Origin of the sequence: Pseudomonas fulva, from assembly GCF_023517795.1 — a bacterium.
GTDB classification, from domain to species: domain Bacteria; phylum Pseudomonadota; class Gammaproteobacteria; order Pseudomonadales; family Pseudomonadaceae; genus Aquipseudomonas; species Aquipseudomonas fulva_D.
In genome coordinates this window covers 2665587-2679049 of record NZ_CP082928.1, presented here as the reverse complement: position 1 = coordinate 2679049, position 13463 = coordinate 2665587, and the positions used below count along the sequence as shown (strand labels likewise).

Genomic DNA, 13463 nt, shown 5'->3' with positions numbered 1-13463 from the left:
CATTTCCGCTTTTTTGGGCTATGGACTGGCAGGCGGCCGAGGATACGCAAAGTTCAGGGGCCTGCACAAGACTATGCAGTCAGCCTGCAAACGTGCCTCAGCGAACCGTCTTGAACCAATCACCCGGGCGAGGCTCACCCTGTGGATAAAGATTGTTGAGCAGCCGCAAGGTCGCCTCGGCATCACCGGGCAGACCGCTGCCAGCCGCCAGGGCCTTGATGGTTTGCCCTGGGCTGACGCGCAGCACGTGCAACCTCAGCGGCTCGGCCAGCTTGCGCTCGGCTGGCTGCAACGGCCGAAAACTGCTGATCGCCGCCAGCATCTGGGCGTCTTGCGCCGCGCTCGCGGCGCGACCCTTGGCCGCACCGACGAACAGGTAGGCCTTGTCGTCCTTGAGGATCACCGCCACCCGGCGCGGCGCGCTGCCCTCGACCAGGCCGGTGTAGCCCTGCAGCCCGCCCTGCTGCAGCGGCTCGCCACCGAGCAGGCGCCGGCCACCGATGCGTTGCTTGAGCAGGGTCGCGGCGTCCAGCCGGCGCGGATTGTCTTCCAGCATCATGGCGACGAGCAGCTGCTTGTCTGGCGACTGGCCGATCAGCTGCTGCGGCTCGTTGATCAGGCTCCAGCCCTTGGCGAACGCCAGGGTGAAGTCAAGATCACGGTGATAGAAGCGCTCGCCGCGACGGATGCCGCTCTCGGCCGAATCACCGAACGGCAAGCCCTGCAGCCGTTTCAGGAAGGCCTCGCGATTGACCTCCTGCTGCCCGGCGACCAGCGCACGGGCCGGGCCCATCACCTGCTGCAGGCGGCGGTCGTTGTCCGGGTGGGTGTCGAACAGACCATGGTAGCTGCCAACCGGCTGCTGCTCGCCGCGTGCCGCAGCCTGGTCGCGGGCGAAGTCTTCCTGCAGCTTGAGCACCTTGACCACTTCGATCATCGCCTGCGGGTCATAACCGCCGCGGGCCAGGTACTGGGCGCCGAGGCCCTCGGCCTCCAGCTCCATGTCACGGCCATAGCCACGCACCACGGCATTGCCCAGCACACCGGTGACGTCCGCGGCGGCACCAACGCCGGTGCCCATGGCCACCGCCTGGCCAAGCAGGCCCCAGGCGGTCGACTGGCTTTGCTGGCGCACCCCATGACGGGCGGTCACGTGCCCGACCTCGTGGCCGAGCACGGCCGCCAGCTCGGCCTCCGAGCCCAGGTAGGCCATCAGCCCGCGGTGGATATAGATGTAGCCGCCCGGCAGGGCGAAGGCATTGATGTCCGGGCTGTCGATCACCGTGAAGTGATAGTCCAGCTGCCCACGGTGGCTATGCCGCGCCACGCGCTCACCAACTTGCTGCACATAGGCCTGCAGGGCTTCATCGGGGTAACGCGGGTATTGCTTGAGTATCTGCTGATGGGCATCGCGGCCGAGGGACAGCTCCTGGGCCTCGCTCATCATCACGAAGTCGGTACGGCCGGTGGCCGGATTCACCGCGCAGCCCGTCAGGGTCGCCAGCAACAGAAGCAGCAAACACAACCTCATCGCAGCACCTCCAGCATGGCGCCGTGGGTCAGGGGCAACATCCAGCGTGCCTGGCCGGCCTTGAGGCCGCCACCGCGGGAGCGATCGATCATCCAGCCCCGCGCCTCGATCCGCTTGCCTTGCAGATCATGCAGGGCAGCCGCGGCAAAGGTGTCCAGCACCTGCGGCGCAATGCGCAGCACCACCGAGTTGCCCAGCTCGATCCACACACCGCCGCGATTGCGCTCGACACGCTGCACCTGCCCCTCGAGCAACACGAAACCACCCGCGCGCACCGCGCCAGCCGGCAGCGGCCGCAGTTGCGCCCAGAGCCCGGCCCGGGCGCTACGCGCCTGGCGCTCGGCTTCGCGGTGGCAGGCGACCAGCGCCACATTGGGCATGATCGCCACCATCTGGCCGAACCCTTCGGCGAGCAGTTGCGCTTCCAGATTGCGACCCTGCCTGTCGTACAGGTGGGCCAGGGTGCGCCCGTAGCGATCCTGTTTCTGCTCGCCAGCCTGCACGCCAACTCGACCGTCATTGGCGGCCACCAGCTTGGCGAGGCGTTCACGGGCGGCCTCGGCGAACGGCTCGGCAGGCCGGCCCTTACGTGCCAACTCGGGGGCGTTGAGGCCGATCAGGCGAACGTTGCGGCCATCGACCAGGCGCAGGGTGTCGCCATCCACCACACGCTGTACCTTGGCCTGTGGCAACTTGCCCGGCGTCGGGCAGAGCGCATGGGCCGGCAGGCAAAAGACAGAAACGAAAAAGGCGCCCACCAGGGACGCCTTTTTCAATGATGCGAAAACAGCCATGTGGGCCTCTTTCGCTGCTCGGTCGCTTACTTGGCGCCGAACACACCGAAACGCTGCTTGAAGCGATCGATACGGCCGCCGGTGTCCAGCACCTTCTGCTTGCCGGTGTAGAACGGGTGGCACTCGGAGCAGACGTCCAGGCTCAGGGGCTTGCCCAGAGTGGAGCGGGTCTTGATGACGTTACCGCAGCTGCAGGTGGCGTCGATGGCGACGTATTCCGGATGGATATCGGCTTTCATGATTCTTCCTCAGGTTTTGTGCCGCCACCCGACACTATTGTCAGGTACCGCACTTAGGTTGGCCGCGGATCATACCAGAGCCGGCCGTTGATGCAACTAACCCGCTGTTACCGGCCGTCGCACATGGCCTGTTACTATTGCGCCTCGCCTGCCTGGAGCCTCTGCGTGCCCGACGTCATCCTGCGACTCGCCCTGCCCTCGCCACTGCGCCGGCTGTTCGACTACCTCGCCCCGCCCGGCGTGTCGGCCCGCGACCTGCAGCCCGGTGCACGGCTGCGCGTGCCCTTCGGCCGCCGCGAGATGATCGGTGTACTGATCGAGGTCACAGGCCACAGCGAGGTGCCGGCCGACAAACTCAAGCCCGCCTTGCAACTGCTCGACCTGCAAGCCCCGGTGCCGCCGGCGCTGATGCGCCTGTGCCAGTGGACCGCCCAGTATTACCAGCACAGCCTGGGCGACACCCTGAGCTGGGCGCTGCCGGTACTGTTGCGCCAGGGCGAGCCCGCCGAAGCTCGCCAGGAACGCTTCTGGCTGATCGCCAAGGACGCTCGCTTGGACGATCCCCGCCTGGCCCGCGCGCCGCGCCAGCGCGACGCCCTGAAGACCATCGCCCAGCACCCTCACGGCGTCGCCCACCAGTTGCTCAGCCAGTTGCAGATCAACCGCGACAGCCTGCAGTTGCTGCAGGAAAAGGGCCTGGTGCGCGTCGAAGTGCGCCGCCTGAGCAGCCCGGAGCGCCACGCCAACTGGCTGGCCCAACCCGAGCTACCACTCAATGCCGAACAGCGCGCGGCGGCGGAGGCGGTGCGCGCCGGCTTCGATGGCTTCAACGCCTTTCTGCTGGCCGGGGTGACCGGCAGCGGCAAGACCGAGGTGTACCTGCAGTTGATCCGCGAGACCCTGGAGGCCGGCAAGCAGGCGCTGGTACTGATCCCCGAGATCAACCTCGGCCCGCAGACCCTGGCGCGCTTCGAGCGCCGCTTCAACGCGCGCATCGCCCTGCTGCACTCGGCGGTCAACGACCGCGAACGTCTGGATGCCTGGCTGGCGGCGCGCGACGGCGAGGCCGACATCATCATCGGCACCCGCTCGGCGCTGTTCACGCCGATGAAGCGGCCGGGGCTGATCATCATCGACGAGGAGCACGACGCCTCCTATAAACAGCAGGAAGGCCTGCGCTACCACGCCCGCGACCTGGCGGTGGTGCGCGCCCACCAGGAAAACGTGCCGATCGTGCTCGGCTCGGCCACGCCCTCGCTGGAGAGCCTGCACAACGCCCACAGCGGCCGCTACGCCCTGCTGCGCATGAACCAGCGCGCCGGCGGCGCCCAGCCACCACGCTTCCTGCGCCTGGACATCAAGAGCCGCCCGCTGGATGCCGGCATGTCGCCGCCGCTGCAGCAGGCCATCACCCAGACCCTGGCAGCCGGCCAGCAGGTGCTGGTGTTCCTCAATCGCCGCGGCTTCGCACCCACGCTGCTGTGCCACGAATGCGGCTGGCTGTCCGAATGCCCGCGCTGCGATGCGCGCATGACCGTGCACCAGCGCAGCCGCGAGCTGCGCTGCCACCATTGCGGCCACGCCGAGCGCCAGCCCAGCAACTGCCCCAGTTGCAACAACGTCGACCTGCGCCCGGTCGGCGCCGGCACCGAGCGCGCCGAAGAGCGTTTGGAGATTCTGTTTCCGGAGATACCGGTACTGCGTGTCGATCGCGACAGCACCTCGCGCAAGGAGGCGATGAACAGCCTGTTCAACACCGTGCAGCGCGGCGAACCCTGCATCCTGGTCGGCACCCAGATGCTCGCCAAGGGGCACCACTTTCCGCGCGTCACCCTGGTGGCGATCCTCGATGCCGACGGCGGCCTGTTCTCCGCCGACTTCCGCGCCAGCGAACGCATGGCCCAGTTGATCGTCCAGGTCGCCGGCCGCGCAGGACGCGCCGAGGAGCCGGGCAAGGTGATCATCCAGAGCCACCTGGCCGACCACCCGCTGCTGGTGCAACTGACCGAACAGGGTTACTTCGCCTTTGCCGACCAGGCGCTGAGCGAACGCCGCGCCGCCGGCCTGCCGCCGTTCTGCCACCTGGCACTGTTGCGCGCCGAGGCGCACAAGCCCGGTCAGGCCGAAGGCTTCCTCGACGAAGCCTGCAGCGTAGCCGAGCAGTTGCTGGGTGAGCTGGCGCTGAGCGGCATCGAACTGCTGGGCCCGGTGCCTGCGCCCATGGAGCGGCGTGCCGGGCGCTACCGTGCGCAATTGCTGCTGCAGGGCAACGCCCGGGCGCCGCTGCACAAGCTGCTGGCCCATTGGCTGCTGGTCCTGGAAAGCCTACCCAGCGGCCGCGCGGTACGCTGGTCGCTGGATGTCGACCCGATCGACCTGTTCTGAACACCCCGGCTCGCATCCGGAGACAACTGCGGCGCGCTTTTCCGCGCCGCCGGTGGCTTGCGGCCCGCGGCTGCTTTTATAATGCGCAGTTTTCCACCCACGCTTTCGAGCGGCGCCGCACCTCGCGGCCGAACGAGCAGACCATGAAAGACAGCATTCGCCACCTGATCCAGCAAGCCCTGACCCGCCTGACCGCCGAAGGCGTGCTGCCCGACGGCCTGAGCCCGACGATCCAGGTGGAGAACACCCGCGACAAGACCCACGGCGACTTCGCCAGCAACATCGCCATGATGCTGGCCAAACCGGCCGGCATGAAGCCCCGCGACCTGGCCCAGAAGCTGATCGACGCGCTGCCTGCCGATGCGCAGATCAGCAAGGTCGAGATCGCCGGGCCCGGCTTTCTCAACTTCTTCCAGAACAGCGACGCCCTGGCCGAGCGCCTGGAAGCGGCCCTGGCCGACGAGCACCTGGGCGTGCGCAAGAACGGCCCGACGCAGCGCGTGGTCGTCGACCTGTCGTCGCCAAACCTGGCCAAGGAAATGCACGTTGGCCACCTGCGCTCGACCATCATCGGCGACGCCGTGGCGCGGGTGCTGGAATTTCTCGGCGACGAGGTGATCCGCCAGAACCACGTGGGCGACTGGGGCACCCAGTTCGGCATGCTGCTGGCCTTCATGGAAGAGAACCCGGCCGCCGCGGAAAGCGAGCTGGCCGACCTGGAAGGCTTCTACCGCGCCGCCAAGAAGCGTTTCGACGATTCACCGGAATTCGCCGAACGCGCCCGCGCCCTTGTCGTCGAACTGCAGGCCGGCGAGCCGGAGTGCATGCGTCTGTGGAACCGCTTCAATGCCATCTCCCTGAGCCACTGCCAGAAGGCCTATGACCGCCTGGGCGTCAAGCTGACCCCCGCCGACGTCAAGGGCGAAAGCGCCTACAATGCCGACCTGGCCAATGTGGTCGCCGACCTGCGCAGCAAGGGCCTGCTCACCGAGGACAACGGCGCCCAGTGCGTCTTCCTCGAAGAGTACAAGAATGCCGAGGGCAACCCGCTGCCGGTGATCGTGCAGAAGGCCGGCGGTGGCTACCTGTACTCGACCACCGACCTGGCGGCCATGCGCTATCGTAGCCAGGTGCTCAAGGCCGACCGCGCCCTGTACTTCGTCGACCAGCGCCAGGCCCTGCACTTCCAGATGGCTTTCGAAGTCGCCCGCCGCGCCGGCTTCGTGCACGAGGGCATGGAACTGGAGCACATGGGCTTCGGCACCATGAACGGCGCCGATGGCCGCCCGTTCAAGACCCGCGATGGCGGCACCGTGAAGCTGATCGACCTGCTCGACGAGGCCGAATCGCGCGCCTACGAGCTGGTCAAGGCTAAGAACCCGGAACTGGATGACGCCGAACTGCGGCAGATCGCCCGTGCGGTGGGCATCGGTGCGGTCAAGTACGCCGACCTGTCCAAGCACCGCACCAGCGACTACAGCTTCAACTTCGAGCTGATGCTCAGCTTCGAAGGCAATACCGCGCCCTACCTGCTGTACGCCTATACCCGTACCGCGAGCATCTTCCGCAAGCTGGGCAAGGGCATCGAGGAGATCGGCGGCCATATCGAACTTCATGCGCCCCAGGAAATCGAACTGGCCGGCAAGCTCGCGCAGTTCGGCGAAGTGCTGGGCAGCGTCGCCGACAAGGGCACGCCGCACCTGCTGTGCGCCTACCTCTACGACGTGGCCGGGCTGTTTTCCAGCTTCTACGAGCATTGCCCGGTGCTCGGCGCCGAAGACGAAGGCACCCGCCAGAGCCGCCTGCGTCTTGCCGCCCTGACCCGCCGTACCCTCAAGCAAGGCCTGCAATTGCTGGGCCTGGAAACCCTGGAGCGCATGTAAGTGGCAGCTCGCAAGAAGCCAGCACCCAAACGCGGCGCCAGCCGCTACAAGGCCCCGAGCAAACGCCCGGTACCCGGCTGGATCTGGCTCGCCTGCGGCCTGGCCGTGGGCGTGTTCGTCACCCTGCTGCTCAACCTCAAGCCGGGCGACGAGGCGGTCAAGCGCGACAAGCCACAGCCGGAGCGCGCCAGCACCACGCCCAAGCCGACGCCCTCGGCCACCAGCCAGGAGCCGGGCAAGCCCAAGTACGACTTCTACACCCTGCTGCCGGAGTCCGAGGTGATCGTGCCGCCGGATGCCGTGCCGCCCCCCACCACACCCACGCCTGAGCCGAAGCCGGTAACCCCTGAAGAGGCCGCCAAGATCGACGCTGCCCGCGCCCAGGCCGCGCTGAATGGCGAAACACCCCCGCCGGCGCCGCCGGTGGCCAAACCGGCAGAGACCAGCCAGGCACCGCTGACCACGCAATTCTTCCTGCAGGCCGGCTCGTTCCCGAGCAAGGACAAGGCCGAAAGCATGCGTGCGCAGATCATCCTGCTCGGCCAGAACGTGCGGGTGGAATCCGGCACCGTGCAGGACAAGACCTGGCACCGCGTGCTGGTCGGCCCCTTCGCCAACCGCGAGCAACTGGCCAGCGCCCAGAAGACCCTGGCGGCTGGCGGTTTCGGCAACCTGCTGTTGCAGCAGCGCCAGCTGCGCTGATCCCCTTTAACAGGCGATTGAAAAGCTACCTGCGTTGCCGCTGCTTCGTTAAAACAGGCTAAAAATGCTCATTTACAACACGTAAACTGCGCTTTTTAGCCTGTTTTGCCTCGCATCGGCGGCCTCGCCTACGCTTTTCAATGGCCTGCTAACCCGCCGCCGGTTGAAAAACCGCGACGGGCCCCCATCTGAGAGTCATCAGGGCCATTTCGCCCCGCAGCGTGGAGACTCTCCCCTTGACCACCATCGTTTCAGTCCGCCGCCATGGCAAAGTCGTCATGGGTGGCGACGGCCAGGTTTCGCTCGGCAACACCGTGATGAAAGGCAACGCCAAGAAGGTTCGTCGCCTCTACCACGGCCAGGTGATCGCCGGCTTCGCCGGTGCCACTGCCGATGCCTTCACCCTGTTCGAGCGCTTCGAAGCCCAGCTCGAAAGGCACCAGGGCCACCTGGTACGCGCCGCCGTCGAACTGGCCAAGGACTGGCGTACCGATCGTTCCCTGAGCCGCCTGGAAGCCATGCTCGCGGTGGCCAACAAGGACGCCTCGCTGATCATCACCGGCAATGGTGACGTGGTCGAACCCGAGCATGGCCTGATCGCCATGGGCTCCGGTGGTGGCTTCGCCCAGGCCGCGGCCCTGGCGCTTCTGCAAAAAGGCGGCGACGACCTGGGCGCCCGCGAGATCGCCGAAACCGCGCTGAACATCGCCGGCTCGATCTGCGTGTTCACCAACCAGAACCTGACCATCGAGGAACTGGACTCGGCCGTTTGAAGCCAGTCCGGATCGGAGCCCGCCCATGTCCATGACACCCCGCGAGATCGTTCACGAACTCAACCGCCACATCATCGGCCAGGACGACGCCAAGCGCGCCGTGGCCATCGCCCTGCGCAACCGCTGGCGGCGCATGCAGCTGCCGGCCGAGCTGCGCGCCGAGGTCACGCCGAAAAACATCCTGATGATCGGCCCCACCGGCGTCGGCAAGACCGAAATCGCCCGCCGCCTGGCCAAGCTGGCCAACGCGCCGTTCCTCAAGGTCGAAGCCACCAAGTTCACCGAGGTCGGCTATGTCGGCCGTGACGTCGAGTCGATCATCCGCGACCTCGCCGATGCCGCCCTGAAGATGCTGCGCGAGCAGGAAATCATCCGCGTACGCCACCGTGCCGAAGACGCCGCCGAGGACCGCATCCTCGATGCCCTGCTGCCACCGGCACGCAGCGGCTTTGCCGAGGAAGCAGCGTCGAGCAGCGACTCGAACACCCGCCAGCTGTTCCGCAAGCGCCTGCGCGAAGGCCAGCTGGACGACAAGGAAATCGACATCGAAGTGGCCGACAGCCCGGCCGGCATCGAGATCATGACCCCGCCCGGCATGGAAGAAATGACCAGCCAGTTGCAGAACCTGTTCTCCAACATGGGCAAGGGCAAGAAGAAGAGCCGCAAGCTCAAGGTCAAGGACGCGCTGAAACTGGTGCGTGACGAGGAAGCCGGTCGCCTGGTCAACGAGGAAGAACTCAAGGCCAAGGCCCTGGAAGCCGTCGAGCAGCACGGCATCGTGTTCATCGACGAGATCGACAAGGTGGCCAAGCGCGCCAACGCCGGCGGCGCCGACGTGTCCCGCGAAGGCGTGCAGCGCGACCTGCTGCCGCTGATCGAGGGCTGCACCGTGAACACCAAGCTGGGCATGGTCAAGACCGACCATATCCTGTTCATCGCCTCGGGTGCCTTCCACCTCAGCAAGCCGAGCGACCTGGTGCCGGAGCTGCAGGGCCGCCTGCCGATCCGCGTCGAGCTCAAGGCCCTGAGCCCGGAAGATTTCGAGCGCATCCTCAGCGAACCCCACGCCTCGCTCACCGAGCAGTACGTGGCGCTGCTGCAGACCGAAGGCCTGGGCGTCGAATTCGTCGACGAGGGCATCAAGCGCATCGCCGAGATCGCCTGGCAGGTCAACGAGAAGACCGAGAACATCGGTGCCCGTCGCCTGCACACCCTGCTCGAGCGTCTGCTCGAAGAGGTGTCGTTCAGCGCCGGTGACCTGGCGGGCCAGCAGGGCGGTGAAACCATCCGCATCGACGCCGCCTACGTGAACAGCCACCTGGGCGAGCTGGCGCAGGACGAAGACCTGTCGCGCTACATTCTCTGATAGCCTGACCCTGCACGGCGCCAGGCGGCGCCGTGCAGTCTTTCAGCCCGCCTGGAGCCCAACGTGCTCATCCCCACCTCGATCAAGCTGCACAAGGCCTCGCGCGTCCTGGAGCTGCACTACGGCAGCGACAGCTACCGGCTGCCCGCCGAATTCCTGCGCGTGCATTCCCCCTCCGCCGAGGTGCAGGGCCACGGCAAGCCCATCCTGCAGACCGGCAAGATGAACGTCGCACTGGTCGGCATCGAGCCCGCCGGCAACTACGCCCTCAAGCTGACCTTCGATGACGGCCATGACAGCGGGCTGTTCAGCTGGGACTACCTGCACCAACTGGCTCTGCGCCAGGACGAACTGTGGCGTGACTACCTGGATGCCCTGGCCGCTGCCGGCCAATCCCGCGACCCGAACGAGTCGGTCGTACGCCTGATGCTCTGACATCCGCCGGTCGGTAGAACTGGCCTGACTTCCGCCTGGTCGAAAACGCCAGTTGCAAACAGACACGCCCGATACAGAATCGGGCGTTTGACAGACGAGCGACCGCCTTAGGACTGAGTGTCCGAAGCGTTGGTAGTCGCTGTCCCAGGCGTGGTGATCGGCGCGGCTGGCGCCGTGGCGGCCTTACTCGCCGCTGGCTTCTTCGCTGCCGGCTTGATGGCGGCTTTGCCCGCCGATTTGGCCACGGGCTTGGCAGCCGTTTTAGCCGTCGGTTTGAGCGGAGTCTTGGTAGCGGCGGCCGGCTTGCCTGCTGCCGTCTTGCTCACCGGTGCTTTCCGGGCAGGTGCGGATTTGGCAGCGGCGGACGTGGCAGCTGGTTTCGCCGCTGCCGTGCTGGCCGCCTTGCTGCTGGCAGCTGCCTTGCGCGTGGTCGCCGTTTTGCTAGCCGGCTTGGCCGCGGCCTTGCTCATCGCCGGTTTGGCGGTCGCCTTGCTGGACACGCCGGTCAGTGTCTCCAACTGACGGGTCAGCAGGTCGACCTTGTCGTTGAGCGCCTTGACCTCGTTACGGCTCGGCACGCCCAGACGGGAGATGGCATTGTTGAGACGCTTGTCGAACGCCTCCTCGAGTTCACTCCACTTGCCGATCGCCTTGCCCTTGACCTCGTCGACCCGCGAACGGGCGCTGGTGACGGACGAATCGACCGACGCTTTCATCGCATCGGCCTGCTTGTCGACATTGCCCTTGGCGGCCTTCTCGGCCTTTTCGCCATCCTTGACCAGGGTATCGAACAGCTTGGTGCCGTCCTTGCTGACCTTGGAGTAAGCGCCCAGGCCTGCCAACCAGATCTGCCGCGAGTACTTTTCAACCTCGCCGATCCATGAGCTGGTCTGTTTCTCGGTTTTCTTTTTGACAGCCATCCTGCTCTCCTCATTGGGTACGCGCGACACGCTCGAGCAACGCGCTCAGCTCATCCAGCTTAGCAGACAGGGCTTGGATATCCTGTCGGGCGGGGATGCCAAGGCGGTTCAGTGCGCCAGCCACGCGTGAATCGAAGGCCTGCTCGATCTTTTCGATGCGCGCGGCGACCTGGTTCTTCACAACGGACACTCTGCTTCTGGCTTCGTCGAGCTGGCCATTGGCCGCCTCGACTTGTTCATTGACCTGTTTCCTGCCGCGCTGTTCCGCTTGCTCCCCCAGGTGCACCAGCGTCTGGAAATACTCCAGGCCCTCCTGGCCAACCCTGGCATAAGCACCCAGACCGGCGAGCCACAATTTCCTGACCCGCGACGGTCGATCGCCAGCGACAGGGCGGCGGGCAGGGACAAACGGCTTCTTGCTGATGGTAACGCGCGACATGGGGCACCTCACGGTAGCTTGGGAGATGGCCTGCAGGACACAGGCTTACCAGGCACCGTAAAGGGCAAAACTAGAAAACGCATACTAATTGGCGCGGGGATCGCGCGAGTGCATGCCGATGATCGAGGAGGCGGGCTGAGCCTGCGAGCACAAGGCTCGCAGGCTCAGATGCCGATCAGTTGCTGGCTGGCGGCGTTGCGCCGTTGGCAGCATTGGCGGCAGGCGCGGGCGCAGCAGCCGACTCGCTCGCCGGTGCAACGGCAGGCTTGCTGGCCTCAGGCTTGGCCACCGGCTTTGCAGCAGTGGCTTTGCCAGCAGGCTTGGCCGCGGGTTTGCCAGCAGCAGGCTTGGCGGCAGCCTTGGTCGCCGGCTTGGCGGCAGCCGGTTTCACCGCAGCCTGAGTGGCAGGCTTCGCGGCAGCTTTGGCGGCTGGCTTGGCGGCCGGTTTAGCTGCGGGCTTGACCGCGGGTTTGGCGCTGGCCGGTTTGGCAGTTGCCTGAGCGGCCGGCTGGGCAGCGGGCTTCACCGCAGCCTTGGCTGCTGGCTTGGCGGTGGCGGCTTTCGCAGTCGCTTTGGCAGCTGGCTTGGCCGTGGCTTTGGCAGTGGCAGGTTTGGCGGCTGGCTTGGCGCTAGCCGATTTCGCGGCGGCTTGAGCGGTTGGTTTGGCAGCAGGCTTCGCGGCTGCCTTGGTAGCCGGCTTGGCAGCGGGGTTGGCTGCAGCCTTGGCCGCCGGCTTGGCAGCTGCTCGAGCCGCTGGTTTCACCGCAGCTTTAACCGCAGGTTTGCTCGCGGCAGGTTTTGCAGCCGCCCTGGCAACTGGTTTGGCAGCCGCAGGCTTGACTGCCGCCTTGGCGGCGGCCGGCTTGGCCTCGGCCTTATCGCGGCTGATGAGGGCCTTGCCGGCCGCCTCACGCACCTTGCCAACACCCTGGGCCAGTTTCAGGCTTTCCTGGGCGTCGCGCTTGAGCTGCACGATGTACAGGCGGGTTTCGGTCTGGCGAGCCTGCAGCGCATCGAGCACGCCTTCCAGCTCATCCACCGCAGCCTTGGCCTTGGACTGTGCCTTGGCCTTGCCGTCGGCCACCGCCGACTGCAGTTTGCCGCGCGCCTTGTGCAGTTTTTCCTGGGCGCTACCGCGCTGCTTTTCCAGTTTGGCGAGAATCTTCTCGGCATCTACCAGCGCTTGCGAGCAGGCGTTCTCGAGGTGCTCGAGCAAGCTTCCGGAAAGCTGCTGCAGCAGATGCAAAGGGGTGGTGACCGATTTCTTCTTCACGTTCTTTGTGGCCGGCATGACGCGCCTCCAGGCGGATGGGATAAAGCCATACATGGGTGGGTGAAATTTGCGCCCGCCAGAGGCGCTTTGCAAGCACCGGCGAATGCTTCGCGAGGGCCTGAAACGACGACGCCGCGGATGATCGCGGCGTCGTGGCTCATACGGCGGCGGCGGTGGCCTGCTGCTTGTGGGCGGTGTGCAGGACTTCGATCAGGCAGTCCTCGAGCTCGAAGCGCTCGTGGAGCATGTTGCCCAGGCGCTTGAGCTCACCGCTCACCGAGTCGACATCGCCACAATCGCCTTCATCGCAGCGGTCGTTGAAGGCCAACGCCGCTTCGGTGATCACCTCGATACGCGGGTAGATCTGCTTGGCCAGCTCCAGGCCGCGCTGATCACCAAACGCCCGGGCTTCTTCGGTGAGCTGCTGGTAGATCTCGAAATGGCCGGCGGAAACGTAGTCGACGAGGTATTCGCAGAATCGCTGCATCACCGCCTTGTCGCTGACGTCGTCGATGGCCACGTAGGCCTTGATCAGTTCGGCACGTTCCTGCAGCCAGCGATCGATCATCAGGTGTACGCCGCCCCATCGCTCCTGCGCATTCTGGCAACTTTCGAGCATGGTGATCCGCTCCCTTATGAGTAAGTCCTGTAGGCATCGCGGCGCAGACCGTCGTTCGACCTGTCTTCGCCACGAATCGGAAGTTGGCTGGTCACCTGGCAGCA

General features: G+C 66.0%; 13 protein-coding genes. 6 read left to right on the top strand and 7 right to left on the bottom strand.

Annotated elements, in window-relative coordinates:
• Positions 1-97: 97 nt before the first annotated feature.
• The 3 genes from K8U54_RS12075 to rpmE are packed head-to-tail and all read right to left on the bottom strand — an operon-like array spanning position 98 to position 2564.
• On the bottom strand, positions 98-1531 hold the full coding sequence (locus K8U54_RS12075) for a M48 family metalloprotease (RefSeq protein ID WP_249910325.1): 1434 nt from the start codon (positions 1529-1531) through the stop codon (positions 98-100).
• On the bottom strand, positions 1528-2325 hold the full coding sequence (locus tag K8U54_RS12070; protein WP_249910324.1) for a thermonuclease family protein: 798 nt from the start codon (positions 2323-2325) through the stop codon (positions 1528-1530). The genes K8U54_RS12075 and K8U54_RS12070 overlap by 4 nt, the downstream gene beginning before the upstream one ends.
• Before the next feature lie 26 nt (positions 2326-2351).
• Complete coding sequence (gene rpmE, locus K8U54_RS12065; protein WP_070885964.1) at positions 2352-2564, bottom strand: 50S ribosomal protein L31; 213 nt, start codon at positions 2562-2564, stop codon at positions 2352-2354.
• Positions 2565-2729: 165 nt separating this feature from the next.
• On the opposite strand from rpmE, the gene K8U54_RS12060 reads away from it, so the two are divergent.
• The 6 genes from K8U54_RS12060 to K8U54_RS12035 all read left to right on the top strand — a co-directional run bounded on the left by K8U54_RS12060 (position 2730) and on the right by K8U54_RS12035 (position 10108).
• Positions 2730-4949, top strand: a complete 2220-nt coding sequence (locus tag K8U54_RS12060; RefSeq protein WP_249910323.1) for a primosomal protein N' — start codon at positions 2730-2732, stop codon at positions 4947-4949.
• 143 nt (positions 4950-5092) lie between these two features.
• Positions 5093-6832, top strand: coding sequence for an arginine--tRNA ligase (gene argS, locus K8U54_RS12055; protein WP_249910322.1), 1740 nt, complete (start codon positions 5093-5095; stop codon positions 6830-6832).
• Positions 6833-7534: an SPOR domain-containing protein gene (locus K8U54_RS12050; protein ID WP_249910321.1), complete on the top strand. Its 702-nt coding sequence runs from the start codon at positions 6833-6835 to the stop codon at positions 7532-7534.
• 236 nt (positions 7535-7770) lie between these two features.
• Positions 7771-8307, top strand: coding sequence for an ATP-dependent protease subunit HslV (hslV, locus tag K8U54_RS12045; protein WP_249910320.1), 537 nt, complete (start codon positions 7771-7773; stop codon positions 8305-8307).
• Positions 8308-8332: 25 nt separating this feature from the next.
• Positions 8333-9673, top strand: coding sequence for an HslU--HslV peptidase ATPase subunit (hslU, locus tag K8U54_RS12040; RefSeq protein WP_249910319.1), 1341 nt, complete (start codon positions 8333-8335; stop codon positions 9671-9673).
• Between the two features lie 63 nt (positions 9674-9736).
• Positions 9737-10108 carry a gamma-butyrobetaine hydroxylase-like domain-containing protein gene (locus K8U54_RS12035; protein WP_249910318.1) on the top strand — a complete coding sequence of 124 codons (372 nt, stop codon included), beginning with the start codon at positions 9737-9739 and terminating at the stop codon, positions 10106-10108.
• Between the two features lie 107 nt (positions 10109-10215).
• Here K8U54_RS12035 and K8U54_RS12030 read toward each other — a convergent pair whose 3' ends face one another.
• The 4 genes from K8U54_RS12030 to rsd all read right to left on the bottom strand — a co-directional run bounded on the left by K8U54_RS12030 (position 10216) and on the right by rsd (position 13359).
• Positions 10216-11028 (bottom strand): phasin family protein, encoded by an 813-nt coding sequence (locus tag K8U54_RS12030; protein ID WP_249910440.1) that lies wholly within the window; start codon positions 11026-11028, stop codon positions 10216-10218.
• A 10-nt stretch (positions 11029-11038) separates the two neighbouring features.
• On the bottom strand, positions 11039-11467 hold the full coding sequence (locus K8U54_RS12025; RefSeq protein WP_249910317.1) for a phasin family protein: 429 nt from the start codon (positions 11465-11467) through the stop codon (positions 11039-11041).
• A 175-nt stretch (positions 11468-11642) separates the two neighbouring features.
• A complete protein-coding gene (locus tag K8U54_RS12020; protein ID WP_249910316.1) occupies positions 11643-12758 on the bottom strand; it encodes an AlgP family protein in 1116 nt (371 codons plus the stop codon).
• 139 nt (positions 12759-12897) lie between these two features.
• Entirely contained in the window at positions 12898-13359 is a 462-nt protein-coding gene (rsd, locus tag K8U54_RS12015) for a sigma D regulator (RefSeq protein WP_249910315.1), read from the bottom strand.
• Positions 13360-13463: the final 104 nt, after the last annotated feature.

Excerpts from the sequence above, each read along its gene's own strand:
- K8U54_RS12075 (WP_249910325.1), bottom strand. The coding sequence starts at position 1,531 with ATGAGGTTGTGTTTGCTGCTTCTGTTGCTGGCGACCCTGACGGGCTGC.
- K8U54_RS12070 (WP_249910324.1), bottom strand. The coding sequence starts at position 2,325 with ATGGCTGTTTTCGCATCATTGAAAAAGGCGTCCCTGGTGGGCGCCTTT.
- rpmE (WP_070885964.1), bottom strand. The coding sequence starts at position 2,564 with ATGAAAGCCGATATCCATCCGGAATACGTCGCCATCGACGCCACCTGC.
- argS (WP_249910322.1), top strand. The coding sequence starts at position 5,093 with ATGAAAGACAGCATTCGCCACCTGATCCAGCAAGCCCTGACCCGCCTG.
- hslU (WP_249910319.1), top strand. The coding sequence starts at position 8,333 with ATGTCCATGACACCCCGCGAGATCGTTCACGAACTCAACCGCCACATC.
- K8U54_RS12030 (WP_249910440.1), bottom strand. The coding sequence starts at position 11,028 with ATGGCTGTCAAAAAGAAAACCGAGAAACAGACCAGCTCATGGATCGGC.
- K8U54_RS12025 (WP_249910317.1), bottom strand. The coding sequence starts at position 11,467 with ATGTCGCGCGTTACCATCAGCAAGAAGCCGTTTGTCCCTGCCCGCCGC.
- K8U54_RS12020 (WP_249910316.1), bottom strand. The coding sequence starts at position 12,758 with ATGCCGGCCACAAAGAACGTGAAGAAGAAATCGGTCACCACCCCTTTG.
- rsd (WP_249910315.1), bottom strand. The coding sequence starts at position 13,359 with ATGCTCGAAAGTTGCCAGAATGCGCAGGAGCGATGGGGCGGCGTACAC.